The 26,905-nt window shown below is 43.5% G+C and carries 19 protein-coding genes; all 19 read right to left on the minus strand.

Annotated elements, in window-relative coordinates; all coding sequences use genetic code 11:
* Positions 1-12 precede the first annotated feature (12 nt).
* Positions 13-2,001 (minus strand): hypothetical protein, encoded by a 1,989-nt coding sequence (locus EHS13_RS35040; protein ID WP_155704846.1) that lies wholly within the window; start codon positions 1,999-2,001, stop codon positions 13-15.
* A complete protein-coding gene (locus EHS13_RS35045; RefSeq protein WP_155704847.1) occupies positions 2,002-5,190 on the minus strand; it encodes an alpha-L-rhamnosidase in 3,189 nt (1,062 codons plus the stop codon).
* 38 nt (positions 5,191-5,228) lie between these two features.
* Positions 5,229-6,830, minus strand: coding sequence for a hypothetical protein (locus tag EHS13_RS35050; protein WP_155704848.1), 1,602 nt, complete (start codon positions 6,828-6,830; stop codon positions 5,229-5,231).
* A gap of 28 nt (positions 6,831-6,858) precedes the next feature.
* Positions 6,859-7,689: a carbohydrate ABC transporter permease gene (locus EHS13_RS35055; RefSeq protein ID WP_155704849.1), complete on the minus strand. Its 831-nt coding sequence runs from the start codon at positions 7,687-7,689 to the stop codon at positions 6,859-6,861.
* A 24-nt stretch (positions 7,690-7,713) separates the two neighbouring features.
* Positions 7,714-9,702 (minus strand): outer membrane protein assembly factor BamB family protein, encoded by a 1,989-nt coding sequence (locus tag EHS13_RS35060; protein ID WP_155704850.1) that lies wholly within the window; start codon positions 9,700-9,702, stop codon positions 7,714-7,716.
* An 85-nt stretch (positions 9,703-9,787) separates the two neighbouring features.
* Complete coding sequence (locus EHS13_RS35065; protein ID WP_155704851.1) at positions 9,788-11,440, minus strand: ABC transporter substrate-binding protein; 1,653 nt, start codon at positions 11,438-11,440, stop codon at positions 9,788-9,790.
* Positions 11,441-11,606: 166 nt separating this feature from the next.
* Positions 11,607-12,251, minus strand: a complete 645-nt coding sequence (locus tag EHS13_RS35070; protein WP_155704852.1) for a cyclase family protein — start codon at positions 12,249-12,251, stop codon at positions 11,607-11,609.
* Between the two features lie 35 nt (positions 12,252-12,286).
* On the minus strand, positions 12,287-13,288 hold the full coding sequence (locus tag EHS13_RS35075) for a zinc-dependent alcohol dehydrogenase (protein WP_155704853.1): 1,002 nt from the start codon (positions 13,286-13,288) through the stop codon (positions 12,287-12,289).
* 121 nt (positions 13,289-13,409) lie between these two features.
* On the minus strand, positions 13,410-14,174 hold the full coding sequence (locus EHS13_RS35080; protein WP_162463406.1) for an SDR family NAD(P)-dependent oxidoreductase: 765 nt from the start codon (positions 14,172-14,174) through the stop codon (positions 13,410-13,412).
* A 460-nt stretch (positions 14,175-14,634) separates the two neighbouring features.
* A complete protein-coding gene (locus EHS13_RS35085; RefSeq protein WP_452445561.1) occupies positions 14,635-17,898 on the minus strand; it encodes a family 78 glycoside hydrolase catalytic domain in 3,264 nt (1,087 codons plus the stop codon).
* 40 nt (positions 17,899-17,938) lie between these two features.
* Entirely contained in the window at positions 17,939-18,712 is a 774-nt protein-coding gene (locus tag EHS13_RS35090) for a phytanoyl-CoA dioxygenase family protein (protein ID WP_162463407.1), read from the minus strand.
* Between the two features lie 177 nt (positions 18,713-18,889).
* Positions 18,890-19,999, minus strand: coding sequence for a GntR family transcriptional regulator (locus tag EHS13_RS35095; protein WP_155704857.1), 1,110 nt, complete (start codon positions 19,997-19,999; stop codon positions 18,890-18,892).
* Positions 20,000-20,098: 99 nt separating this feature from the next.
* Complete coding sequence (locus tag EHS13_RS35100) at positions 20,099-21,160, minus strand: SGNH/GDSL hydrolase family protein (protein ID WP_155704858.1); 1,062 nt, start codon at positions 21,158-21,160, stop codon at positions 20,099-20,101.
* Between the two features lie 14 nt (positions 21,161-21,174).
* A complete protein-coding gene (locus EHS13_RS35105) occupies positions 21,175-21,882 on the minus strand; it encodes a hypothetical protein (protein ID WP_155704859.1) in 708 nt (235 codons plus the stop codon).
* A gap of 119 nt (positions 21,883-22,001) precedes the next feature.
* The gene (locus EHS13_RS35110; RefSeq protein ID WP_155704860.1) at positions 22,002-22,703 is read right to left on the minus strand and encodes a PIG-L deacetylase family protein; all 702 of its coding nucleotides are present in this window, start codon (positions 22,701-22,703) and stop codon (positions 22,002-22,004) included.
* Between the two features lie 46 nt (positions 22,704-22,749).
* Positions 22,750-23,910 (minus strand): mandelate racemase/muconate lactonizing enzyme family protein, encoded by a 1,161-nt coding sequence (locus EHS13_RS35115; protein ID WP_155704861.1) that lies wholly within the window; start codon positions 23,908-23,910, stop codon positions 22,750-22,752.
* A gap of 18 nt (positions 23,911-23,928) precedes the next feature.
* The gene (locus EHS13_RS35120) at positions 23,929-24,936 is read right to left on the minus strand and encodes a zinc-dependent alcohol dehydrogenase (protein WP_162463408.1); all 1,008 of its coding nucleotides are present in this window, start codon (positions 24,934-24,936) and stop codon (positions 23,929-23,931) included.
* 75 nt (positions 24,937-25,011) lie between these two features.
* The gene (locus tag EHS13_RS35125; RefSeq protein ID WP_155704863.1) at positions 25,012-25,821 is read right to left on the minus strand and encodes a DeoR/GlpR family DNA-binding transcription regulator; all 810 of its coding nucleotides are present in this window, start codon (positions 25,819-25,821) and stop codon (positions 25,012-25,014) included.
* A 46-nt stretch (positions 25,822-25,867) separates the two neighbouring features.
* Positions 25,868-26,848, minus strand: a complete 981-nt coding sequence (locus EHS13_RS35130; protein WP_155704864.1) for an N-acetylglucosamine kinase — start codon at positions 26,846-26,848, stop codon at positions 25,868-25,870.
* Between the last annotated feature and the right edge of the window lie 57 nt (positions 26,849-26,905).

Raw genomic sequence — 26,905 nt, forward strand, 5'->3', positions numbered from 1 at the left:
TCGTATCCACTCCTATCTTTGGTAGAAAAACCGGCTTCTCCAGCCGTTAATATTATCTATTGAAATATGAATTTCTTCAGCGCTTATTCGATAAACGCTATCTGGCAGTTCAATGCTGCTTCCATCCGCCAACAGTTCAAAAACAGGTCCTTTATTCTCTGAATATCTAAGCTTAGCTACAAAAGCTTCCGTATCGTCAAATGAGGCATTCATCAGCATCAGCAACCAACTGCTTTCGTCCGGCGATTGCTTGAGAAAAGGAACAACCTTGATACAGCTGTCAATGATTACAGGAAGACGTCCATAGCTGAGCCAATCGCAGATTTGCATAATCTGCGTTCTTTTAACCTCTGAATGAATATTGTCCCAGGGAGCATAGCCTTGAACAGCAACTCTACCACCTAATGTGTTCTCATATATCGAAGTGGTCGGGCCTAAATCAACCTTAGTGTAGCTGATCAAGCGGCTCAAGATTCTTACTTCTTCGTGAAGCGGCTTTAGAATATATCCCAAACCATTAAATACCGCGGTTCGGGCATCTCTTTCCTCACCCTGATGTTCTCCATTTAACGGGTCATCCGTCAGGCGTTCATAAATGCCATTGTCATAAATTTGCTCAATGGATACCCCGCAATAAGCCCCTAAGCCTTTCTCAGTTAAAATTTGCAAGGCTCTGCCATCTAACAGCACTCCACCGGATAACATGATTATAAGCTCATCTGTTGTATATCCTTCAGGCAGATTCCCGGTCAGAATTGTTGCGCAAGCTGAACTGCCATCCATTGTCAACGGAATGCCTATCTCGCTCAGTACATAAGCATTTAAGCCACTTTCTCCGGCAGGATTTTCGAACCATTTTCCGTTTACTACGCTCCGTTTTGCCTCAAAAGAAGCGGACAAGGCGGGATAAAGCCCTGCATTTTTATACTTGCCGGCAATTTCGTCCATGGCGGTCCATAGTGGTATATTTTTACTGAAACCACGCATTAAGGCATGATATTCTTCAAGCTCCCCTTCCTCTTGCTTAAGCGCATCAACAGCAATCCCGTTTACACCTGACATAATAGAGACCGTACATTCCAACATTGTAATATGGATCGATTTCTTCAGCCTTTGAAACGGGAAATTCTCCAGCTCATACTGGATATCCTGGACGAAATCGGGGTAATGAGCAACCTGGCGATTGACCTCATGTATTTTTTTGACAAAGTCGAACGGCTGATTATCATCATAAAAACCGTTGCCCGGCCTAGCTTTAACCGCTTTTAAAGCCTTAAACCATCGCTTGAAATCGGAGCCTGCATACGTCGTCAAGCCAAGCGCCAGAGTCATCAGTCCCAGCTCAATTCGACTATCCACGGTGTGGACCGATTCTTCAATAAGCTCAAGCAGACGCTCAATGGTACGAACATTCTGCTCCACCCAACGTGTTCGGGCAATCCCCCCATCTAGGGAGTTAAGCTCACTCACCAGCTGCTCTCTCGTTAGAGCTGTTTGATGGTTATGGTTATAGATTCGCACGCACTCCGCACAAAAGCAGGCAAATGGAACGCCAAGGGAGTGCATTCGAATATCATCTTCCACCCAGATAATAGCGGGCTTAGCTTTTGCAACTAGCGTATATTTTGTAGCGATATAGGCTCGATACTCATTAGAATTGGGACAAAAACTGCTTTTCGATAGGACTCCATCTGGCGACATAGCAGCCTGGTAAGGCAGCTTAGGCAGCCAATCCCATGCTTCAGGAAGGTGACCAAGCGTATCAAGTACATTTATGCCAACATTCGTAAATCCATGCTCTCGCAGCCGTACCATACGGTCCTCGAGAATCTCGCAGCGCTTGCTGAAATCTTCTAAAGGAAAATATCCATGATGCCAATAATCCGTAAAAAATGCGATTTCATCTACACAATCTTTATGCTCCAACAAAAACGAAAGCAGCTGTTTAAACTGTTGCTCATCTTCGTAACGGGGGACTATAATGTGAAAAGATAGCTTCATCTATATTTCTCCTTCTATATCTAGCTCAAATTGATAGGTTCCTGAGCCCGCTTGAACCTTCCAATATTCGTGTTCATCTGTTATTGCGATTATGCCTTCAGCGAGCTCAGCTGGCCCTCCACTTTCTTGCAAAACACCGCTGCCTGCTTTTGGCACAAATATTGTAGCTGTTGTATTAACCGGGATTGTAAGCTTATAGCTAAAGCTGCTCTCCGTTTTCTCCCAAGAGGATTCGATCCAGCCGCGAACGGTGTTTATTTTACCGCTGACGCTAGTAAGGTCACCTAAGAGATAAGGCTTAATTACGCTAGTTTTATAGCCATTCGTCCCGGTTTTGATTCCTGCTAAATGCTTATAAAACCAATCGTCTATTGTCCCCAGGAAAAAATGGTTATAGGATCGGGTCTCCGTCACCCACCCCTCCCAGAAGGTGGTACCCCCTTCAGCCAGGCAAAACCCCCAGCTTGGGAACGTTTCTTTGTTCGCAATTTGATAGGCGATTTCACCGTTTCCATGCTCTGTCAGCATAGGTGCTAAATATTTCGTACCAAAACAGCCTGTATCCAAATGTCCGTTTGTTCGATTTGTGATATCCACTACCAGGTTTGCAATTACATGAGGGATATTCGCTTCAGGCACAGCTCCGAATGCGATCGGCAGGACATTGGACGTTTGGCGGTAACCAGCCTCGATCTTCGTGTGGAATACATGCTGCTCGGGATCATAAAACTTTTCAATGATTGCGGTTTTCATGTTGGCTTCTGCTGCTCGGAAAACCTTGCCGTCTGCCTCATGTCCGAGAACATCTGCGATTTGCGCCATCAAGGTGCACGAATAGCTTACGTAGGCTGTAGCCAGTAGATCTCCACCTTCAGGACCAATAAATGGATCTGGTGCTCCCCAATCTGCATAGCTTTCATCTGTGCTCGTGCCATCTACCAAGCGATTCATTTCATATTGCAGATAACGCTTCATCCCATCGTAATGTTTACTTAGCGTCATTCTGTCTCCATAATATTCATACAAAGTCCATGGAATAATAATAAACGCTGACATCCAAGCCGGTGTTGGCTTCATATATAAAAATGGACCTGGACAGGTGTGGCAAACAGCCCCATACTCATCCTGCGAATCCGCGATATCCTGCAGCCATTTGCTGTAAAATGCAGTTAGATCCAAGTTCATCACTGAGCATTCGGCTATCGCTTGCGCGTCACCCAACCAACCTCTTTTCTCATGGAATGGAGTATCGGTAGGTATGCTGTGGAAGTTATTCAGTATAGTATCCACCATCACCTGATGAATTCGATTGAACAGCTTGTTCGAGCTTTCGAAGCTGCCTATCGCTTCTACATCATTGTGAAAGATTCTAGCTTCCAGCTGCAGGTTGCTAATCTCACACAAGCTCTCGATTTGCACATAGCGAAAGCCTTTATAGCTAAATTTAGGCTCCCAGCTTTCTACACCCCCACCCTTGCAGGTGTAAGTATCCTCTTGCGCGTTTTCCCAGAATTGATGGTCATAGCCCTTCTTCCAAATGTCGAGCAGACCGTCTTTAGTCAGCGACTCCCCATAGATCAGCTTAAGACTGGCTCCTTTTTGAGCTGCTATCGTTAGCTTGACCCATCCAGCTGTAACCTTGCCAGCATCATAGATATAGACATTGGGTTTAGGATTTGAAATATACTCGCACTTAACGGTTTCAACCACACGGATTGGCGGTATAAAAGCAGCTTCAATGACCCCTTCATTAGGAGTCATCCGATTTACACTCACCCAGCCTACAGCTGCGAAACCAGCCTTATCCCAGCTTGATTGCTCCAATCGCGCATCATATTTATCCCCGTACCAAATGTTATCATCTCGGGTAGGGCCATCTGCTGTCATCCAAGAGCTGTCGCTAACTAGGGTGCTGCTTGTTCCATCTGTATAATCCATTTGCAACTGCAGCAGAAATTTAGGCTCTATTGTCCCTGAGCTAGGCTCCGCCTTGCTGAAGTTATCGCCGATCCAATCTTTTCCATAAGCATAATGGCCTCGGCCAAGCTCAACCCCGATGCAATTGCTTCCCATCTCAAGTAGCTGCTCACCTTCAAAGGTCAGGTAATACACGCGTTTAGGAAACTGCGTATAATCCGGCTGCAGCACTCCATCGCCCATTCGCTCACCATTCAAGCTCATTTCAAAATACCCAAGGCAGCACATATACAGCCTTGCTTGCTTGACTGTTTTCGTGACCACAAATTCTTTACGAATCAAAGGTGCTGGTCCTCTGCGTTTAATACGGCCCCATGGCTGATCCCCGAACTCTGCAATGACCTTCGCTTCGCTCCAAGTGCTATCCGCCACATAGTCAGCCAGCTTCCAGCCGTCTTCTGTTGGATCAGAAACGGCCCAGGCAGCATCCGTGAAAATAGTTTCTTGCGAGCCATCGTCATAATGGAGCTCAAACACACCAACAAAACCAGCATGTTCGGAGTCTGTATTCTCCACTTCACAAACCAGACAGTTATCCCCATCGATGAGCTTAGCGGTAAAATCAATATAATAAAAAGGCGAGATCCAATCCTGCTTCCACCTCTTATTCAGCTTAGCTATTGTGCTTCCGTTGACGAACAAAGTGAAGAGACTGCCACAGGTTCCGTGAAAGATAGCTTGACGTATTATCCGATCTGTCGGCAATTGCAGCACTTTTCTAAATATAACTTTAGTATCCGGAGCTGCTTCAGCTAAATTCAACGAATGCCATATCCATTGGCTCCCGTCTAGCGGATTATAGCTCGAATTGCCGCCAATCCACTCGCCTTGCCAATCCTCGGGATGCAATAAGCCTGTTTCAAACCATGCCGTTTGACTCCAATCTGAGGCGTTTTCTTCCCCATCCCAAACCATAACCTTCCAATAATAACGTTGGCCAGAGACCAGCTGGCTTCCCAAATATTGAATTTGCAGGGTTTCATCAGAATTCACCTTGCCGCTATCCCAGCTGCTTCCAATCAATCGATTCAATTGTGTCTCGTCTGTATCGACAATAATATGATAGCTTGTTTGGCATTGGGCCCGCTTGTATGCCTCCAGCTTCCAGCTCAACAAAGGCAGCATCGTGCTAATCCCCAATGGGTTAATTGTATTTTCTGTTTTTAAATCAAATGCCTTTATGTTGGCTTGTTTAAGCGTATTTGGATTCATTGAATGTCACTCCTCCATATAGAGTAGTAGTGTACTTTTTAAAGAGTAATTTCGGTATCGTACTCGACGAATGTCCCTGCGCTGTCCATAATCGCAAAGGATAATGCTTTCAACCGAACCGGATATAGACTATCTGCGATTTTTACAATTCCCTGATTTACGGTTTCCAGTAGATTATACAAAATGACTTTGCGGCTTTCCTTCAACCATACTAAGCCGATGTTGCTGCCTTCGACAAACCGTGGGAAGCTCCAGTTACCTTGTTCCACCAGGCTTTGAAGCAAGGCAATGTCTTCAGCAACAGGCTTGGAAGCAGCTTGGTGATCCCAATTAATAAAATTAATAGCAGATGGCTCAAGCTGCTGGAGGATATCTTTATTCTTAAAAATGGCCTTTTGATCAAATATGACTTGCTTATATAGAGGCAGCTTTTTCTGCCATTCTGCTCCTAGTTCATAATCTCCGAAGAACAACAGCAAATCTCCGCCTTCACTATTCTGATCCGCACGAACGGGCTTGACCGGTAATCCCGCCAATATAGGCAGACTTGTTGGCACAATGGGCTCTGCGTGAGATCCGTGCGTTCCATAAGCTAAGTGCACCGGATAAAATCTTTCTGTGTTTGCAGTTGCTTTGTCCAGCTCTTGCAATACCGGCAGTGCAGCAGCTATTGCTTGCCAATAGCTATCATCCAGCACCCAGGTGCCGCTCATAAATAGCACATTCTCAAGTCCCGCTGTAATGGCCATTTTCGCTTTATATACCAAATTGTGCTCCTTTAAGGAACGCGGCGGAAAAATCGTTGATTCGCTATAGGCTAATTCCTTATCCATAAAGTTCAAATGGTAAGTTATGCCCAGCATTTCTTCCGCTTTTGCAGATGGCTTCGTAAAGGAAGCATCCTTAAATTGCAGCTCCCCGACGCGAAACAGTGCATTTGGGATTTGCTCGCGAATTGCCGGAATATCTATTCCATGGCGTTCGTCCCCAAAATGCATCACCATAATGCCTGGTTGGACACCCTCTATATCCGTTGCCTTCATCACAGCTGTAATTTTATCGCATTGAAAAGAAACCCAATCCTTCATTAATTGGAGATTGAGCTTTCGGGTTATTTGCACCATTAAGGTTTCTCTAGTTTCACTGTGGTGATAAATCCCATTAAATTCGGTCACGCAAGCATCACAATAACAGCCTTCGATAAATTCGTTAAAATTGCCGACACGGAGATCATCATCGAGAAATACCTCTTTGAAGCCTGCGTTATGCAGTATTTGGGCCACCTTGCCGTTGTCCTCAATCAGGCAGGTATCAATCGCCCCACAGAAATAAACGGTCTCACCTTCATTATCAACCCGATAATGCCAATGCTTAGGGATCTCCAAATCGAGATCAGGATCGTCCGGATTAAGCGCATTGCCAGGATGCCCGATCGGGATGGTTACCGCACCGACCTCAAGCCCATTATGCTCAACAAAGGCCTTAGCCTCCTTAAGCTCTTCGATATCGACCATTTTGCCCGAAAAGAAACCGGCTATCCATATTTTCTGGATTCCGGCTCTTTTCATATTCGCAACCAACGCATCTCTCGTAGCAGTATCCAGCAACGGTTCATGTGCCATGCTATATTGCAGCTTCATCTAGTTCCACTCCTATAATAAATTGCTTTCAGCCTTTAACCGCCCCTGATGTAACACCTGAAACATAATATTTCATTCCAAAGCTGAACAAAACTAACAACGGCAGACAAGAAATGATATACGCTGCCATTCTCTGTCCATACTGAACATTGTTACTTGAATCAACGCCAATCTTCTGGAGCTGAACGGTGACCATTTGCAGCTTTTCCCCACTAATAGTAAGTAAAGGCCAAATGAAATCATTGTAATTCCCGATCATATTCATTACAGCCAATGTAATTAGAATCGGCATCGTCAACGGCACTGCAATCCGCCAATAATTCGTGAATTCGGTAGCACCGTCTATACGTGAGCATTCGAATAGCTCATTAGGCAAAGCCTCAAGGAAGGTACGACAAAGAATAATTCCGAATACCTGCCCACCAGCAATCCAAGGCAGGAGCAAAGCCCACCAGGTATTAAGCAATCCATACCCAGATATCTGCGCATACAAAGGCATGAGCGTTAAGACACCGGGAATCATCATCAAAGAAAGAATCAGCAAATAAAAGAAGTTTCTTCCAGGAAACTGCAAGCGTGCAAAAACATAGCCGCTAAGCGATGATAAGAAGACCACGCCTATAGTCGCGATTCCGCTCACAAAAACACTGTTGAATATACTTCTCCCTATCCCCTCAAAAGCTTCTTTATAGTTTTTCCAAATCCACGGACTGGGCAATCCCCAGAAGTCGGAATAAATTTGCCCATTATTGCGAAAAGACATGGATAGCATAATAACAATCGGGATATAAGTAAGGATCCCCAATAGAATTAGCACAAACCAAACAGATAACTTCGATATTTTTGAAGACTTATACATGGATTAACCTCCAGTCCTGTTGCTTTATTGATCGGCTGTTTTGACCTTCAATTGGAATATTGTTCCGATAAGAATGAATATGAACAAGATTATTCCCATAGCAGAAGCATAACCGTAATCATTGAATCGGGTCGCGGCAAAAAACAACTCCAAAGCCGGCAAATACGTACTGTCGAAAGGTCCCCCTAATGTAGTGAGATAGACCAGCGTGAAATCCTGGATAGTTCCAATAAAGGTTAAGACTAGCAGCAAGCGAATTTGACCAGTCAAAAGCGGAAGCTCGATGCTCCAGAATCGTCTATATTTGCCAATGCCGTCCATAATTCCTGCCTCGAATACATCCTTGGGAATTCCGATCATGCCCCCATAGAAAATCAGCAAAGAGAAGGCGCCAATCCACGGAAAGCCCATAAAAGCAAGTGCCGGCATGGCTGTTTTGGTTTCTCCAAGCCAAACATGCTGCAGACTTTCTAGTCCAACTGCCCCTAAAGCTTGATTAAGCATTCCGAAATTGGGGTCGTAAATGAAAAACCATAACAACGTACCCACAATACTAGGAACAACAAGCGGATAAATAAACAGGTTCCGCATAAAATACTTGGCTTTCTCAGATGCCAAATGAAAGATCATCACAGCAACAAGCAATGGAATGATCAGCTGAAGCGCTCTAGAAACAACCAGAAACAGCATATTGTTAATCCCTATCCAGAAATAATGGCTGTTAAACACCTTTATATATTGTTCGAAACCAACAAATGTTGTGGATAAGCCCGGCTTCCAATCTGTAAAAGAATGATAGAATGCCGAGTAAGCTGGATAATAATTAAATAACGCGAGCAATAATAAAGTAGGCAGGAGTAGTAAGTAAGCTGTTTTATTTTTAAATACTAGCTTTAGAGTTAAGAGCAAGCTTTGCTGTATTCGGTAGCTTTGGAATAATAAGCGTAAAATAAGCACACATATGGCAACAATCCCTACACATACGAGTACAAGGAAGAATATCCCTCGTTGTTGTGAGATGGAATTAAAGGATTCCATAGCAACTACATTTACAAAGGTAACCTGCTCGCCTGCTGCAATTAAATTTTTCCCACTTTGGTCCATATGAACGTATTTAGTACCATTATTTAAAGGCAGCTGTGTGATTTCTCCCCCATTTTTGGCAGAAATCAATTTTAAATTCCCTTGCTCATTGGCCAGCATCAAGCTGTCTCCTGTAGAGGAGGAGGTTAAACCCGTAAATACTTCTTTATAGGAAGTGGTCCACAATGACTTCCCTTTTGAATCCAATGCGCCAACTGTTCCCAGCTTATCCGCATAAATAATACGCTCGCTTATAAGGTTTACTCCATATATCGGGGCTTTGGAAACAAACTCCCAAACCGATTTGCCGCTTTTGTCCAGCGCCATAATACGGGATGAATCCGTTCCAATGAATAAGGTTTGACCGTCGGCAGAATACACTAAAGAGCGCATTGCGACATTGCTCTCATATTTCCAAATCTCTGTACCTTCGTGATCGAATGTATAAATGCGGTATTTACTTGCCAAAATGGCCCCTGCGGATACAGAGATCAATCCTTGCGGGCTCATCTCAATAGTCGTTGCAGGATAAGGGATTTTCCAGCTCTTCTTCATTGTTCCGGTTTTTATATCCAGAATATATACCAGACGATCCTCTGTCGCCGCTGCAATTTCCTGTTCATCCTTAGAAAGGGCTAGACCTTTGACACTACCCGTTGTTTTAAATGTCCAAACGATATTGCCCGCATTATCTACCCGCGAAATCTGATTATCCTTGCCTCCAATAACTAACCCTGCATCGTTATCCAATGCAGCCACACTTTCCTGAATGCCGAAGTCCTTCGTCCAAGCTACAGGTGTCTCCAGACTGCGATCCAAGAACCAAACAACGGCAAATAAAATGAATGAGATACTCAAAAGTACAATCGAAGCTATCGTCCATCCTCGTAAATTTATCCCTTTTTTCTTTGGAGCGCTAATTGCATTCATAGATGCCCTCCTTTCCAATGAAAGAAATAAGAAGTCAGATGACTTCTTATTTCTTGTTCTAATTTCTTTCTAATTGGACCTGCGATTATTTACGTTCAGGGCTTTTCTTTTCAGGTGTTTTCAAGTCGACTAATTCTATTTTCTGTGCTTGCAAAGCTGCTTCAAGATTCTTTTGAATGGATTTTTCATACTGTGTTAAGAAGTCATCCAAAGGCAATTTATCAGAGAAAAATTGTTGAGCTAATCCAGTCCATTCACGAACAGATGGTTGAAAATCAAAAATTCCACGGGACATGATATGCATCGAGTTATTCTTTTCAGCATTACCAAGTAATTTCAAAGCGTCGAATTTCTCTTGCAGATTAGGTTCAAGCGTAACATCTTTAAGAATTGGAGGTCCGTTGATACCTTTACCATCTTTAAAGGTTGCATCCAGGTAAATGGAATATCCGGCTGGGCTTGCATAATATTTCATAAAGTCCATGTTTAAATCATTTTGCTCTTGTTCTTTCTTCACAACTCCCAAGAATCCAATTGGTACTTCAATAGTACGAACAGGCGCTTGTGATTCCTTCATAGTAGGCATTGGGAAAAGACCATATTCGAATGCCGGAAGACCGTCTTTATTTCCGCCATTTTTTGTAGCATCCTTCAAATCCTTATCCAGTGAAGTAATTAACCCAGCGATATCAATATGAATAGCAGCTTTTTGTGTTAAGAATAAAGTATAGGCTGAAGCTTCATTAGTACCAAAGAAGCCAGGTTGCGTATATTCAGGAATCATTTTCTTAAAGTTTGTGTAGATCGTTTTATAACCATCATTGGTTACATTAATATCGCCTTTTTGAATGGCTAAAGCTTGACGCAATGGGTTCTTATTAACGTTGGCATCATCATCGTTATGAGGATCCGTTATATCTAATTTCCATTCTCCATCAACCTCAGGATCATAACAATAATCATTTTCTTGGCAACGCACTTTCTCAAACTCGGTTCTTTGGAATGAATCTGCATAAATTCGAGCCATCCAGCCCATTGCTCCAAGCCAGAAATCATCACTTGTTCCACCAAGACCAAGTGGAGTAAAGCCTGCTGCCTTCAGCTTCTTGCTCACTTCGATTAGCTCATCCCAAGTAGTTGGCGGCGTAGTAATTCCAGCTTTTTCGAACATCGTTTTATTATAGAACCAAGCGACCTGAACGGTTTCTAAGTTAATATTGTAGATGCCTCCTGTAACACCATCAACGGTTTGGGTCGAGAAGTCTTTGAAGCCATCTTTCCAGTTTGCATTGTTATTGTATGGATTTGGTTGATCATAATACGGTTTAAAATCAACAAATTTGGTTCTTTGCAAATCAACTACTGTGTTATTAACAACAATATCAGGTGTCGGCTTATCTGATGTTAATTGAGCGCGCAACCAATCTGCATAACCTGCGGACGGCTTCATTTCCACATTTACTTTTACCTTAGGGTTTAGTTTATTGTACGCAGCTGCAACGGCATTCCAGCCAGCTGAATTGGTAGATGGTGAGTTAATGTTGATTTCCCCTGCCCACTCTTTAGCAGGAACAGGTGTCGCTTCTGGTGTTGCTTCTGGTGGAGCAGCTGTTTCTGCAGCTGCAGTTGGTGCAGTGGTTGCAGCAGCGGACGGTTCAGGGGTATCTTTCTTGGTACAGGCAGAAAAGGCTACAACCAGTAAGGCTAGAATAAGGATAAATGCTACATTTTTTTTCAATTTACTTCCCCCTCAGATTTTAATTGAAATACTAGAATGAATTCTCAATCGCATTAATTTTCAATCCGCATTACAGAATCGATCCCACACTATCGCACAGCTACCTTATTAACCACCTACACCATAGCATCTCCACCTTTCAAAGGTACTACAAAAGATTAAACCGTTACAAGCCAATCATTGCGAAAGCTCTAATCGGCGCTCCGTCTCGACCTCTAATTTTTAAAGGAGCTGCGGCAAAATAAAATTCATCTGCACCAATATCACCTAGATTCGCCAAGCCTTCAACTATGACAATCTCTGCACCCAATAGAACTTTATGGACAGGATCATAATCCGTGGGGTTAGGCGTGGGAACATCCATCCCGATTAAGCCTATTTTTCGCTCAGCCAACCATCTCGCCAATTCAATTGTCATATAAGGAAAGTCGCTAAAATAATGTCTTTCTTGAAGCTGTTTAAACCAATCTGTGCGATAAATCACCTTGGAGCCTTCTACTATCTGATCCGCATAGGGCTCGAAGTCTTTTATTTCAATGGCTTCCTTAGGCTTCTTGTAGGTTAAATCGATGAGGATAGCTTTGCCTATGCATTGATGCAAATCCAATTGGTCAACCGTCTTGCCCTCATCCAAGAAATGAAAAGGCGCATCGAGATGGGTTCCTTGATGTGTGCTCATGGAAAGCTGGGTCATGTTATAGCCAATACTCTCGGTTGTGTTATGCACAATCACTGCGCATTTCGGATCCCAAGCAAAGTTAGGTGCGCCATGATAAATTTCAAGCGATAAATCCACGATCCTTACAGCCATACACTTTCACCCTTTCCGCAATGGATAATTTGGAATCAAGGTTTTAAGAAAATTTTACTAAAGCTGCTTTTACCAGCAACCAGCTCTTGAAATGCAGCAGGTCCATCAACTAAACTACGTGTTTCTGACCATCCCTGAATGTCTATTTTCCCTTGCTGCAAAAGCGTAATTGCCTGCTGAAAATCTGCATGCGTGTAAGTATAGGAACCAATAAGTGAAATTTCCTGCCTTACCAAATGATTCACAGGCAAATCAGATTTGTCATGGCCTAATCCCACCATAATGATCGTTCCGCCCGAATCCACCAGGTTCATACCTTGCTCTCTAGTGGCTTTCACGCCAACACAATCAATAATTGTCGGTATCCCCTGAGAAAATAGCTCTTCTCGCTGCTCTTCAATCTGCATTGGAGCAATCCCGATACCGCCTAATCTACGAACATGCTCCAATCTTGCAGGCTGCAGATCAAGTACTACGATTTTCCCTGCCCCCATTTGCTGAGCAGCCAATAAGCATAACAACCCTATTGGGCCAGCACCATAAATGAGTAAATCATCGAGTGGCTGAAGCCCCAGCTTAACCGCATGGATCGCCACAGCTAAGGGTTCAGCAAGCGAGGCTAACGAGGCATCTATACCCTCTGGTACTTGGAATATATTTTCATAAGGTACGGCAACGAATTCTGCAAATGCACCCGGTCGATGAATGCCAATGATCTTCCGATTGCGACAAACATTGGTTTTCCCCATGAGGCAGCTAGCACAAGTGCGACAGGCAATTAACGGATTAACTACGACCTTGTCTTTAACGGATAGGCCGTGAACCTGATCTCCTAGAGCAACTATTCGCCCGCAGAATTCATGGCCCATAACTAACGGTGCCTTTCGAATACTACTATGCCCCAAATAACCTTCCAATTCACTGCCGCAGATCCCTGTGCTTTCCACTTTAATGAGCACTTCATTGGGTTGAAAGCTCGGGGCATCTACCTCTTCAACAGTTACCTTTTCGGGACCATGATAGATCATCGCTTGCATTTATACCCACAACTCCTGTCTGTAGCTTAACTTCAGCTTTCTTAGAGACCCGTTATGAAATCGCTTTCATTTTAAATTCCTTGGGCAGTCAACTCGCCGCCTACTCTCCAATAAAGGAATTTTATTTAGCTAAATAGCCGCCATCTACCATTAAATCCTCGCCAGTGATGAACGATGCATCATCGGATACCATAAAAGCGACTACACCCGATACTTCTTCGGGACGTCCTTGACGACCCAGAATATGATGCTGTGATATCCGCGCATTCTCTTCCTCAGGATCCATGCCAAGCAGGATACAGCTTTTCTCAAATGCTTCTGTTCTAATGTAGCCTGGGCAAACGCTGTTCACACGAATATGGAATTGGGCTAAATCTATTGCCCAGCATTTTGTTAACCCGCGAATTGCAAACTTAGTTGCATTATAGGTTGCAAAGCTAGGCTGCCCGATAAAACCGCTTACAGAAGATAAATTAATGATTGCACCTGCACCTGTCTTCTTCATCAAAGGGACACAATACTGAGTAACTAGTGAGGTACCGATAATATTCACATCCAAAATTTCTTTCCATTCTTGTGGAGTAGCTTCAATTCCTTTAAAAATAAATTGAGCAGCGTTATTTATGAGAATATCTACACAGCCCGACTTTTCGGCAACCTGGAGAAATACTTCTTCTATTTGAGTTTCTTTACTAATATCAACCTTTGCATAGTAAACGGGATGTCCAGTTGCATCTTTAATTGCATTTGCTGTTTCTTCGCCATCCGCCTTAAGATCGAGAATCCAGACTATACAGCCTTCTTCGCTTAAACGGTGGGCAATCGCCTGTCCTAACCCTTGTGCTCCGCCAGTAACAATAGCAACTTTTCCTTTTAGTCCTCGCACAATTCTTCTCCCATTCCTACGTTCTTTTATATCCTGAGTATAGATCAGTTTATTGGATACGTCAATAAGTCCAATTAGTTATTTTTATATCCAATTAACCGTATTTACAATAAATTATTAGCTTTTCAGCATGTTTTTTTGATAAAACCGGCAGTTTTAGCAGCGGTATAGCGCATTTTTAAAATGAGATATGTGTGGGATGAAAAATAAATTTTGATTAATTGGATATACATTTCTGGATTTAATATATATCCAGTTTTTCTCAGTAAAAACAAATTCGCCTTGCTGGCGCTCTGTAATGCTGATTTTGAGGCTACTCTGGCTCAGTAATGCTGATTTTCAGCATTGTACTATCGTCACTTTTTATTTCCTATACAATAAAAAAGCAAGGTCGCTAAGGACCCTGCTTAATCATCATTAATATTCATTTATCTATCTACATTCGTTCTTTTCAGATCATTTATTGGGAATGAAAGAAGTAAGCTCCCGATTCGATGAGATATTCTGAAGCGCCTTCCCTTGCTGAGACGAATGTGACTCCTTTTGATTCTGCAGCCAGCGCTCCGCTTTCGGTGATTAATCCACTCTTGAATTTAGGAATAATTACTGTCGCAGCCATATTTGCTGGGATTTCGACCTTCAAAACAAATCCATCCCCATCCTTGCTCCATTCCGTGGTAATTGGACCCCGAACGGAGCGATAGGAGGCTTGTACATGATCGATTGGGCTGTCAATGCACGGTTGAATAACCACTTGTTTATAGGAAGGTAAGCTTTCATGGGGTCGAATGCCTGCATAGTTCCCAAAGATCCATTCTGCAACTGAAGCGAAACCAACGTGAATAAGCCCATTCATTCCAGAAGGATTAAAACCTAAACCGGGAACATGTGAATCAAGCCGCTCCCAAATTACAGTTGCTCCTTGGTCAATCATGCTTCCAAACGACGGGTATTCTGGACGCATCACCAATCCATACGCTAATTCATGATGGCCATTGTCAGATAGGGCATTCAGAAGCAAATTCGTCGATGGCGTGCCCGTTGTCATGAATCCGTTATATTGTTCGATAGCTACAAGCAGCCGGTCCAATACAGCTGATTTCTCTTCGGGTTGAACAATGCCGTAGCCCAGCAATAACCCATAAAGCGTCTGCGCCCCGTCGATCTTTTCATCCGATTCCAATAGGGTTCTCACGAATTCCTGGCGTAGTTTCTTTGCAAAACCATCAATGGACGCACATGTTGCCAAATCAGCTAACACTTCCGCCATATTTCGCATCAACTTACTTACCTGTAAAAAGGAGAGCATTTCATAATGCGCTTTCCCGATTTTTGCTGGTCCTTTTTCTTTCCAAGACATAGCACCTGGCTTAATCGTCATATTGGATGCCAAGTGATCGGTCCATCCCTCCACGAACGGCTCAGCTCCGCTTTCATATTTATCCTGAAGCATACGGTAATAGGTCAACAAGGAGGGATACAATTCTTGTAACAGGCGAATGTCGCCATAATTCATATACGAAGACCAGGCTGTAGTTATAGCTGCATCCGAATAACAAGCTGCCCCTGTAATTAAATTCATACGCGGTGCAGTTGCTGAAAAATAGCCACCCTCGGTTTGATCATCCTGCAGATCTCTACAGCGACGGGTAAAGTGAGCTGCTATATCCAGCATATAAGGCAGAGATTGAGAGTGGGTGGTGAAGCAGTCTCCCATCCACGGCCAACGTTCGTCACGATCGCAGACATCAACTACAACACTTTTCATACAGGCTTGATAGGTCAAGAGTGCATTGGACCATAGCTTATTCAAACGCTCGTCCGATGTCTTTAAGCTAGAAGCCTCTGGATAATCGTCTGCTATCATCACAGCTGTAATATCCAACAAATTATCTAATGAAACCAAACCCGTCAGCTCCACATAACGAAAGCCGTGAAAAGTGAAAGCAGCCTCGAACGTTTGGGGACCTTGGCCATTCAGTATATAAATATCTCCATTGTCATAGGCTCCCCACAGGGTGTCTGTGTAAATCGATCCATCCTCATTTAAAACAGGGATATGACGAAGCTTTACCTTCTGACCCGCTGCTCCTTGCAACGTCACCCGACAAACGCCGCCAACACTTTGACCGAAGTCGTATAAATATGCACCAGGGCTAATTTCTTTCTCGGAAATAAATGGATATTCACGAATACGGCGAACCGGCTGCACGGTCTGCGGCGATTTAATTAAAGGCCAAGGGACATCTGAGACGCTTACTTGACTCCATTTCGAGCTGTCGTTGAAGCCTTGCTTGCTCCAGCCCGCGGGCTCCAGCCTTGAATCGTAGAGGATTCCGTCATACATGCTTGTCTTTCGGTATGGACCTTCCATTGAATAGGTCCAGCTTTCATCCGTACCAACTATTTCAGCTGATCCATCGCTATATTCTATCTCAATCTGCACAAGCAGCCGTGGTATTGCATCGCCAAAGCTCCCCTCCGCAAAATCCTTAAATTGATCAAATCCATCTAAACGATATCGCGATCGGTACCAGCCATCGGCAAGAATTGCCCCTATCGCATTATCCCCTTGATTTAATAGGGCTGTAACATTGTAGGCCTGCACAGCCACCCTTTTCTCGTATTGAGTAAGACCAGGAGCCAAACAATGGTCGCCAACACGTTCCCCATTAATGTACAGCTCATAATTGCCCAAGGCAGTTGCATAAACCATAGCCCGGCTAACGGGCTTGCTGCAAGCAATCTCCTTCTGCATTAGAGGAGCGGAACGGAGTTTTCTGCGGCTTCCTGCATCATAGGCTGTTTTTCCATCCGTCAGATAAGCTGCACTAAAGCCCTCTTGTGTATTTTCATAGGAATCCAATGCAGTCACTCGGCAGCCCACAGCTATATTGAGATCCTTGTTCAGCAGCTCGATCTCGGCAAATTTCAAACAAACGCTCTCTCCCATAAACTCGGATCCAAGCTGCTTAAGCCCTGTAAAGCGAACATAACGTCCACTAACTTGGTTAAAATTCATTTGAATAATCGGTTCGGGTAAAACATCTTCCGTTGAACAATCAACCACTCTTTGACTTGCGTACATTTCCTCGTTATCCGATACCTCCACTATAAAACGGACAGGAAAGCCGTCAGTCGGGGAAGCTTCACCTCCATACGGCCTGTTGCCCCGCTTTCCGACAGCGGTATATAGCCGTATGCCGTCTAGCTCTTGCGAATGGCCCAGATCAATTTGGACCCACTTTTGTTCTAATGGGTCCTTCGTTTCCAATGACATGTAACCTATATGTGCAGGTGTATCCGAGATAAATTCAGCAGCGGTAATCCAGCTGGCTTTCCAATCCTCTTCATGCAGAAGACCAATTGAGAACTCAGCCAACTCGCGGGATTCACACGCTTCCTCCGACTCTCCCGCAGCCGCAACCCAACTATAAACCTTCCAATAACAAGCTTCCCCCGATGATAACGGCACCCCCGTATATTCAACATGAAGAGTCTCATCGGATTCCACCTTGCCTGAATCCCACAAATCACCAATATTTTGCTGTAATATCATGCGATCTGATGCAACTAGAAGACGATAGGCTGTCTGCCTAACACTTCTTCTTTTATCTATGATTTCCCAAGAAAATCTGGGCTTGGCTGTACAAATCCCCAGTGGATTAACCAAATACTCGCAACGTAGATAGTTCACTTCACTTGGCATAAAAAACCCCTTCATCCTAGATCAAGTCATATGCAACCGATCTACACAAGTCTGTTTATTTGGTCAACAAAGGAAACGTGCCGCCTTTAATCGGATCATTCACTTGAAAGCGATTATCCGTAATAAAGTGCTTGGCACCATTATATGTTGTTCCATCGGGCATATAAATCACGGCTAAAACCCTGCGTGGTTTATCTGTCTTATTGGCATGCGCGTAGTGAAAGGTTAACCCGTGGTGGAAAGTACAGCTTCCTTTCTTTAAAGGGACGATGACTGCTCTTTTCTCCGAAATATCTGTTCCCTGAGTGAAGTCAAAAATATTTTGCGGATTTACTAAATCAATACCCGTTAATTTGCCTAATTTATGAGAACCCGGTACAAATTTCATACAACCATTATTTTCATCTACATCATCAACTGGGATCCAAGCCGAAAGAGCACCTGGTTCATTCATGGGCCAGTATACAAGATCCTGATGCCACGGTGTGTGCTTCGAATCTTGAGGCATTTTCCACAAGGCATGGTCATGGAAGAAACGAATGCGGTCAGCACCACTCAGCTCTTTGGCAATCTGGGCAACTCTTGGATGAAAAGAAAATTTACCCATCGAGCCTTGGTCGCGCCATACGTTTACCTTTTGATTTAATACCTTGAAATAGGCACCATCTGGCTTGTCTGTTTTTACCGAAATTTCGGCGTCAACCGTCATTGCTTCTTCCATTGCTTCAGCTAGCTCAGCAACCTCATCTAAGGTTAATACATTATCTACTTGAATAAAGCCATTTTCTTGATAAAAGGCGATTTGTTCGGGTGTTAGAATCGGTTCCATATTCATCATCCTTTCTTAACTATCTACCCTTACTATAATTAAAATATCGCGCGTTTTCTTGGTGAATCCTATGAATAATAGCGCTGATATTCCGCTGGCTGACACATTGCTGCAAATCTTCCTTATAGCAAAAAATGCCGATTCATCTAAGAGAATCAGCACTTTTCGCTTAGCTATTTAATTATATAATTCAATTAACCGGGGCTCCACCCGCGTCAATACGGTATCCGAGTCTTGTTCTATGCTATTAACCATTAATTGAGCAGCGATGATGCCAATTTCTGCAGGAGACTGATCTACATAGGCCGCTGGCATTATACATTCAGGTGCAAGACTAGGCTCATCACAGCTAATAATGATTATATCATGTCGACCAAGCTGCCAGCATGCTCTGCCGATGAATTGAGCAATGTGGGCATCAGCGGCTGCAATTGCTTCTAAATCCGGATGATCCTTAATGAAATTCAAGATCTCCTCCGGTACTGGATGTGGACCTATTTGATTCAAACCTTGCAATACTTCTGGAGAAACAGTCAAATTAAGATGTGCAGGCAATGGAGGAACGCCATATTCGAGCAGAGCCGATTGAAATCCAAATAATCTTTCTCTCACACCCACTGTGTAATGGGAAGGATAGCTGATATAGCCAATTTGCTGCTTCTTGCGGCTAACCAGATACTGCCCCATTAGATAGCCCACTTTTTCTGTATCACAATGCACGCCATTTACCTTAAAGTCACGAAAATACTTCTCAACAAAAACCAATGGAAACTTCTCTAATATAAGCCGCAGCATATCATCCTGAAAATATTCACCTCGGCTAGCCACGACTACTAATCCATCAATCGGTATACTTAACAACTCTTTAATCGTCGATGCTCCTAGGTTGTCAGAATCGTCAATCCGCTTAAAAACAAGGTGATAACCTCTGCGGCTTAGCTCAAATTCAATACCCGATATCAAGAGGAATTGGTAGCGAAATTCCATCCATGGCATTATCAAGCCAATTTTAGGTGCCGATTTAACCAATAGTGTATTTTCAAAGGTTGGGGAAGACAACGAGATTTTTTTATCGGTAACAAATGTCCCCTTTCCGCGATGGCGATAGAGGTACCCTTCTGCAACCAAGCCTACTACTGCATTCTTGGCTGTAATGCGGCTTACCTTAAATTGATCCGCCAGAATTCGTTCAGCCGGCAGCTGATCATGGGGCTTCCATACTCCAGCTTGAATTTGGTCCAAAATAAATTTCTGAATTTGATTGTACAAGGGAATCTTTCTGTTCATTTAGCCGTACCTCTCTTTACATATATCTCCTCTAAAACTGAAAGTGGATATAAAGAGTATATGATATGTGTCTTCTATTCACAACAATAGAATTCAATTTTAGCCTAAGAGCTTCAAGATATCCTTCAGAATCGGAGTTAACCCATTAGCAATCTGCATAAAACCAAGATCTGTCGGATGGATGCCATCTACCGTACAATCATTCCAAATCTCCCCGAACAACTCAGCTCCATCGTGAAAATAAATCATGCTATCGCCTTTAGCCTGCAGCTCCTTAACCAGCTCACTTTGATAATTTCTTCTTGCTATCCTATCTTCATAAGCTGAGGTGTTAGCATGCTCAAAGCTGTAGGGAATTCGCGATAGGACAAGAATAGGAACCTCTGTATTCCGACTGCGGAGTATACGAATAAACTCAGGCATTGTGCGGATCAAGTCATCTATATGCGGGTTATTGGCATCATAATCCACTACAATACAGCTCGGATCCGCAATCTCGTTAATCATTTCTGCAATTTCCGGATCGCCCTTGCCGTTGCCGGAGAAGCCCAAATTAATAAATTCTAGATCAAAGCGGCGGCTAAGAATATTGGTGTAAGACATACCTGGACGTGAGGCGCAGCCTCCCTGTGTAATGGATGTTCCATACAAAACAATCCTTTGATCAGTAGCATACGCTGGAAAATTGAATATATTAGCATCTTCATTCAATCCTATTAGTACTTCATGGACACCTTGGCATAAAGGAAAATTAAGTGTAATGCAGCGCATTTCAGCTTCTAGGGCTTCGAAGAATACATACTCGTATTGATCAGAATCATGCGGGAATCGGGTTGTGCCGTAATAGAGCTGAGAGCCTGGCTTGCCTAAATAGCAGTCAAACCCATTTACTGCAGTTCCTGTTATATGTTCTGCGGTATTCGGGCCAAATAGCTTTACTTTGATCACCAGCTTGGTGGCGTTCGTCTGGAAACGAATCTGCCCGCCAGACGTATTATCAGCCAAATCATCTAATTCTTGGCGAATAGCTCCAGGTTCAACTACAGGCAGTCGGCGGAACTTCTGCTCCTTCGACCACCAAGCAAATCCGGAAATTTGAAAAGGTGCTTCGACTGGTGAGTTCCATTGAAGCTCATCTTTTGCAATAATTGATTGTTCCATATGCCATAGTCTCCTTATAATCTATTAACAGCTTGATGCGAAACCCCTGAGACCTTGCCTCCTTTTAGCACAATAATCGTTACACCAAAGAAAGCACTTATAATGTAATACCAAGCATACGCTCCACTATTTTTGCAATTGCAGCTGTTTTCCCCACAAAATAATAGACCTGTGAAAGATCCGTCGAAGCATCCTTCGAGCCGTGAAATTGACCTCTCCTCAGGCAAGGCAAGTAATCGAGTCTCGCACTCATAGCCGACATAGCTGATATCTAAAAGCTCTGAGCTCTCCGTAGAGAAATTGCGCTTCATGGGATTAGGTATGGGTGAATATTGCTTATGCATTTTTAAGTGAATATTCTGGTTGGTACGAGAATTCCTAACCATAAAAGCTTGCTGTGTTGTGGTCTTGTCAGAGTCGCTAGCATCCCCCATCCAATAGCTTCCCGGGTCCAGCTGTTTGGGTATATCATATTCGCCACTAGCATCTATGAAGTAATCTAGCTCTGGGCTAATCCACGTTCGATCCCCGCCTACATTCCATTGCTCTTCGGCAATAGCGGATAGATTAGTCCAAAATGCCGATTCATCGTGGTTCGGAGCCTTTAATTCAATCACGCGAGAACCACGCTCTAGAATAACCATTTGTCCCGCATCCAGACTCCCGATAACAGCAAATTTCTCATTCAGAGCTTCAAGCATTTGTTTGACCGTTTTCTTCATTCCCCTAACTCCTCTTATAAGATGCTTATAAATAAAAAGAAAAAAGCACACCTCTTCTGCTAATGAATAAAGATTAGCCTAAATGATGTGTTTATTAAAGCAATCGGTTATGCCTCCATCTAGGGCAGCAAGTGCGGTCTGCCAGGTATCGGGAACATAGGCAAGCTGCGGAAGCCTTCCGCGTATTTATATCCAGGTCCAAGACCGCGCATGGAAGAAATTCTTACCATATTCGCTACAATGTCGGCTCCGAACACATGCTGCAACCAAACATCTTGGCTTTCATGACACTTCAGCATTTGGGCTTTGGTATCAAATGTTTCAGTAATATCGACATATATCTCCGGTTGAAAATCAATACCACCCACATTGTCATACATGAATACATGAGGTACATTTTTCATAGCTGGGTATTCTGTGACGATCAATGGAACAGTAACCGGAATACGGCAATCAATCGAGATTTCCGAGCAGATGCGATGGTCGGGATGGTAGTCATTAGGGCTATGGACAAGCATTATGTCTGGATTAGCTTTGCGGATAGCATTAATGAAAGCCATTCTGGATTCACGATCATGAAACAGGAATTCATCATCATAGTCCATCCAAATTAAATCCGCGCCAATTACGGCAGCGGCTGCCTCTGCTTCTTTTTTACGAACAGCTGCAATTTCTTCTTTAGTTAATGTAGGTGAGCCTACATTTCCGTTCGTTGCTATCATGATCGTAACATGATCACCGCGTGCAGCGAATTTCGCTAATGTACCTCCACAACATAATTCAACATCGTCTGGGTGTGCACCGATTGCTAGAACTCTCATTTCAATTATCTCCTTTATTGTTAGATGCTTAAATTTGCGATTACTCCTATAAAATTTGCCCAATACGTGGTTGGAATCCTGGATCTTGAGGATCGTAGAAAACCATTTCGCGTTCGAAGTTTTGTCCAAAGTAGTCCAGCTTAGTAATATCCAAATCAATTCCAAACCCGGGGCGGTCAGGTACTGTTATTTTGCCATCATTAAATACAAGCTCTTCACGAAGCAAATCACCCCTCATGAACTTAAGATGCGTATCATTTGCAAACGGAAAGTTCCGTGAAGAAGCGACCATGTGTACATTGCCCAAAGTGCCGATGCCCGTTTCAGCCCAGCTTCCAGTGATGCACCAAATGCCTGCATGATTGGCTAAATCGACGATTTGCTTGGCTTTTAAGATACCGCCTGCTTCAGATGGGTAAACGAGAAAGCATGCACAGGCTCTTTTGTCGATTAGGCGCAGCGCATCCTCATAGGTCGCACAGCCCTCATCCGCAATAATCGGCACATCTACTGCGCGGGCTACGGCAGCCATTCCGTCTACATCATCATAGCGCGTAGGTTGTTCAACCATTTGCAGGTCATATTTCTCCATTTTGCGAATTGCTTTGATCGCAGTCGGCACACTCCAGTTTTGGTTCGCATCAATGCGAATCTTCATTAATGGACCTACAGCTTCACGTACGGCTTTCACCCGCAAAGTATCCAATTCGATATCGCGGCCAACCTTCAGCTTTAGTTCCGTATACCCCGCTGCTGCAAACTTCCGTGCTTCTTCAGCATTGTTCTCTGGCTTATCGATAAAAATATATCCTGAGAAAGCAACTTCTTGCTTAACCTTGCCGCCCAATAAATTATAGACTGGCGTGTTGAGAATTTTTCCGCGCAAATCAAGCAAGGCCATTTCAACCCCAGCCATACCGTAATAACCGATTTGCTTCCAATTGACACTGTATTCCTCCAAACGGTGGAGAATCGATTCCAATTCCATCGGATCGCGGCCAATGATAAAAGGCGCAAATTCTTTATCCACGACAGTTTGGATAACGGGTATTGTCGGCCCTACCGATTCGCCAATTCCGATTAAGCCTTCGTCTGTTTCAATTTGTACAATCAGTGAAGGCGCACTATATCGAGTTCCTCCAGACCATTTCTCACCTTTGTAGAATGGGATCTTGATCATCTTGGTATGAACTGCTGTAATTTTCATTTGTTTTCCTCCCAAATTTTATTTGTTATTTACGATTATTTTGATAGCTTCATCAGGCTCATTTCGCGCAAACTCAATCGCTTTATCCAGATCCTCAAACTTATAATATTGGGTAATCACCGGATCCACCTGCACGCTGCCGGAAGCCATCATTTCAATAACCCGCGGCCACACTTGAGGAGCATTTGTTGAACCTAATAAAGTTAATTCTTTAAGGACTACAGTTTGAATATCCACTAAAATTGGCTTGCCCGGCAATCCGAATAACAAGAGCTGTCCACCTCTTTTTAACAGCTCAATGCCGAGCTTGATTGAGGCTTCATTTCCCGCCGCATCTATTACAATATCCTGCGTTTCTTCAGAAAGAGCAGCCTCCGAAGCTCGCAAATTTACCGTTACATCCGCTCCAAGCTTAAGCCCCAGCTCCAGTCGGCTTTCCCTCATCCCAATCAAAGTGACTTTGCTCACTCCAGCGGCCTTCAACAGCTGCACGTAGTATAAACCGGTTGGACCATCTCCTATCACAACGGCATGCTGCCCTAGGCGAATAGCTAATTTGTCGATGCCGCCTAAGCAGCAATGCAGCGTTTCTGCTTGTGTAGCCTCTGCGAAGCTGATGGAATCCGGCAGTTTATATAGATTAGTGGAAGGCACAACAAGGAACTCCTGCCAGCCCCCAGGAAATTGCAGCCCAATTTCGCCAGACCGAATACAACGGTGTTTATTGCCGGCTAAACATTCCTGGCAAGTCCCACAGCCGATCAACGGATCAATACAAACACGATCACCAAGCTGCCATTGGGTAACCCCGGTACCAACTCGTTCCACAAACCCGGCCAATTCATGGCCAAGCGGAAGCGGCGGTGTACTGAAATCAGCATGTCCGCTCATGATATGCAGATCCGTGCCGCAGATGCCGATGGACAGAATTCGTATCTCTACTTGGCCAGGACCTGGTTCCTCACGTGTTATTACGCTTGATTCTAATGCGTTATACCCGGTCCATTCCCAAATCTTTTTCTGCATCTCCGATCCCCTCCTTGTGGGATAATGCCCCATGTCACTTATTCTTTTATAAAATATATTCAATCATTTCCTTGCTTAACTAGAGCATGTAAACCTTATTTTCTTCTCTTTAAATAGATTAATAAATGTTTCATCCGTTGGCGGAGCGTCTGAATAAATTTGGCTAACGGATTCGAAGCCGTCAATACCGAATAAAGCTTTTGAATTTGCAAATGTATTGGAAAATTTGCTTGAATCGGCTAAGACTATCGTTTCGGCTGAGGATTCAATCATGCATCGGCGTATAGCTGCTTCCATCATATTAATACAGCGTAATCCTTCAGGGAGTATGGCGTTGGGGGAAATAAATGCTTTAGTTGCGCGTAACTTCCGAATCGTTTCTTCGGCGAAATGTCCGACAAAGGATTGTGAAAAATGATTAAGCGTTCCCGAAATTCCAAATAAGGTTCCTTCCGAATAGTCTTTAAATATCTCGAAAATAGGGATGGAATGACTAATTACCGTAATATTCTTGAGCTTCCTTAATTCTAGGGCCAAATGCCAAACAGTAGCGCTTGAATCTAAGAAAATAGTATCACCCTCATTAATAGATGAAATGGCCATGCGAGCAATCGCGCTTTTTCTTTCGCTTAACGCCTGAGAAGTAAACGAGAATGGAAGCGGTTCTCCTTCTTTTAAGGCTGCTCCGCCATGCTTGCGGTCTATTTTCCCCTTCTCGTCCAATAAACGTAAATCGGTGCGAATGGTCACCTGAGAGACCTCGAACATCTCGCTTAATTGCGCTACCCCGGCAAAGCCATTTTCAGCGAGGTAATCGATTATCTTTTTATGTCTTTGCAATGCATGCATAGCCGGATTCCCTTCAAAATAATTATTTGCAATCATTATAGTTAATATCTTTCGTATTTCGTATTATCAAAATCATTTCTGTTTATTTATCTATTAAATAATCAGCGTAAATTTGCTTAAACTTACCAATATTATGTTTTATGGGAAAGTTTCTTTCTCTGAGCCCAATAAGGATTCCACCAACTACAGGCTCGAATAATGGCTGAAAAACCTCAATTTGAGGCTGTTGCTGCTTTACCATCTTCGCAAATGTTTGATACAAAAGCGGGTGTGCTTTCCATACGCCACCGGAAATTGTGAGAGGAAACCCTTGGTATAGCTCAGATTGATCGAGCCTTAATGTCTGAATCGTTTGATTTGCAAGCATGATTGCAGCATCTTTTAAGATATTTATGGCTACAATGTCCCCTTCTGCTGCTGAGAGGCCAACTATTCTGCAAATCGAAGCGATGCGTTTCCTTTGGTCTCCTTTCTGTAGACCATGTATGTAGAATAGCAGATTTCTTAAATTATCAAATTGGAATTCGGTTAAGATTTTTTCCAGAAGCGAGGTAAAGGGACCAATCTGATCAGACATATAGGTGCAGGCAGCAAACGCCTTACATCCAATGGAATAACCCGACCCCTCGTCACCGAATATGCTCCCCCACCCGCCGACATATCTCGCCCCGAATTTCTTTGTATGGGTCATCGTAAATGAACCGGTGCCAGCCACACAGATTGCACCATATTCCTCTTGAATAGCGGCATATAGGGAGAGATGGTATTCTTCGCAATTATGTACAGCTACATGCGGATGCGTCCATTTAATAATCGTATCATGAACAAATTGATGGATGACTGGCATCGCCCAATAGACTGCAGTTATATCAACGCGTTGGATATTATTGCGGAGAAGAGCTTGCTCAATGGCTTGTGAAATGGATTGCTCGATTTCTTGCTCTGAGTTAAAGTGCGAATTAGTCGGACCACTAGTGCTGTAACCACATAGATTGCCGTATTCATCAGAAACCAGACATAGCAGTTTGGAGCCTCCGCCATCAAGAGCCATTATATATTTCAACTAAGATCACTCTCTTCAATTTAAGATGTTATTTTCACAATTCTTTCATATGCTTTC

It is taken from the genome of Paenibacillus psychroresistens (genome assembly GCF_009728935.1).
In the GTDB taxonomy this organism is placed as follows: domain Bacteria; phylum Bacillota; class Bacilli; order Paenibacillales; family NBRC-103111; genus Paenibacillus_AC; species Paenibacillus_AC psychroresistens.

Coding starts and splice junctions, on each gene's coding strand:
- EHS13_RS35110 (WP_155704860.1), bottom strand. CDS start 22,703: ATGAGAGTTCTAGCAATCGGTGCACACCCAGACGATGTTGAATTATGT.
- EHS13_RS35115 (WP_155704861.1), bottom strand. CDS start 23,910: ATGAAAATTACAGCAGTTCATACCAAGATGATCAAGATCCCATTCTAC.
- EHS13_RS35095 (WP_155704857.1), bottom strand. CDS start 19,999: ATGAACAGAAAGATTCCCTTGTACAATCAAATTCAGAAATTTATTTTG.
- EHS13_RS35055 (WP_155704849.1), bottom strand. CDS start 7,689: ATGTATAAGTCTTCAAAAATATCGAAGTTATCTGTTTGGTTTGTGCTA.
- EHS13_RS35070 (WP_155704852.1), bottom strand. CDS start 12,251: ATGGCTGTAAGGATCGTGGATTTATCGCTTGAAATTTATCATGGCGCA.
- EHS13_RS35060 (WP_155704850.1), bottom strand. CDS start 9,702: ATGAATGCAATTAGCGCTCCAAAGAAAAAAGGGATAAATTTACGAGGA.
- EHS13_RS35100 (WP_155704858.1), bottom strand. CDS start 21,160: ATGGAACAATCAATTATTGCAAAAGATGAGCTTCAATGGAACTCACCA.
- EHS13_RS35045 (WP_155704847.1), bottom strand. CDS start 5,190: ATGAATCCAAATACGCTTAAACAAGCCAACATAAAGGCATTTGATTTA.
- EHS13_RS35105 (WP_155704859.1), bottom strand. CDS start 21,882: ATGAAGAAAACGGTCAAACAAATGCTTGAAGCTCTGAATGAGAAATTT.
- EHS13_RS35125 (WP_155704863.1), bottom strand. CDS start 25,821: ATGATTGCAAATAATTATTTTGAAGGGAATCCGGCTATGCATGCATTG.
- EHS13_RS35050 (WP_155704848.1), bottom strand. CDS start 6,830: ATGAAGCTGCAATATAGCATGGCACATGAACCGTTGCTGGATACTGCT.
- EHS13_RS35120 (WP_162463408.1), bottom strand. CDS start 24,936: ATGCAGAAAAAGATTTGGGAATGGACCGGGTATAACGCATTAGAATCA.
- EHS13_RS35085 (WP_452445561.1), bottom strand. CDS start 17,898: ATGAAGGGGTTTTTTATGCCAAGTGAAGTGAACTATCTACGTTGCGAG.
- EHS13_RS35090 (WP_162463407.1), bottom strand. CDS start 18,712: ATGGAACCGATTCTAACACCCGAACAAATCGCCTTTTATCAAGAAAAT.
- EHS13_RS35075 (WP_155704853.1), bottom strand. CDS start 13,288: ATGCAAGCGATGATCTATCATGGTCCCGAAAAGGTAACTGTTGAAGAG.
- EHS13_RS35040 (WP_155704846.1), bottom strand. CDS start 2,001: ATGAAGCTATCTTTTCACATTATAGTCCCCCGTTACGAAGATGAGCAA.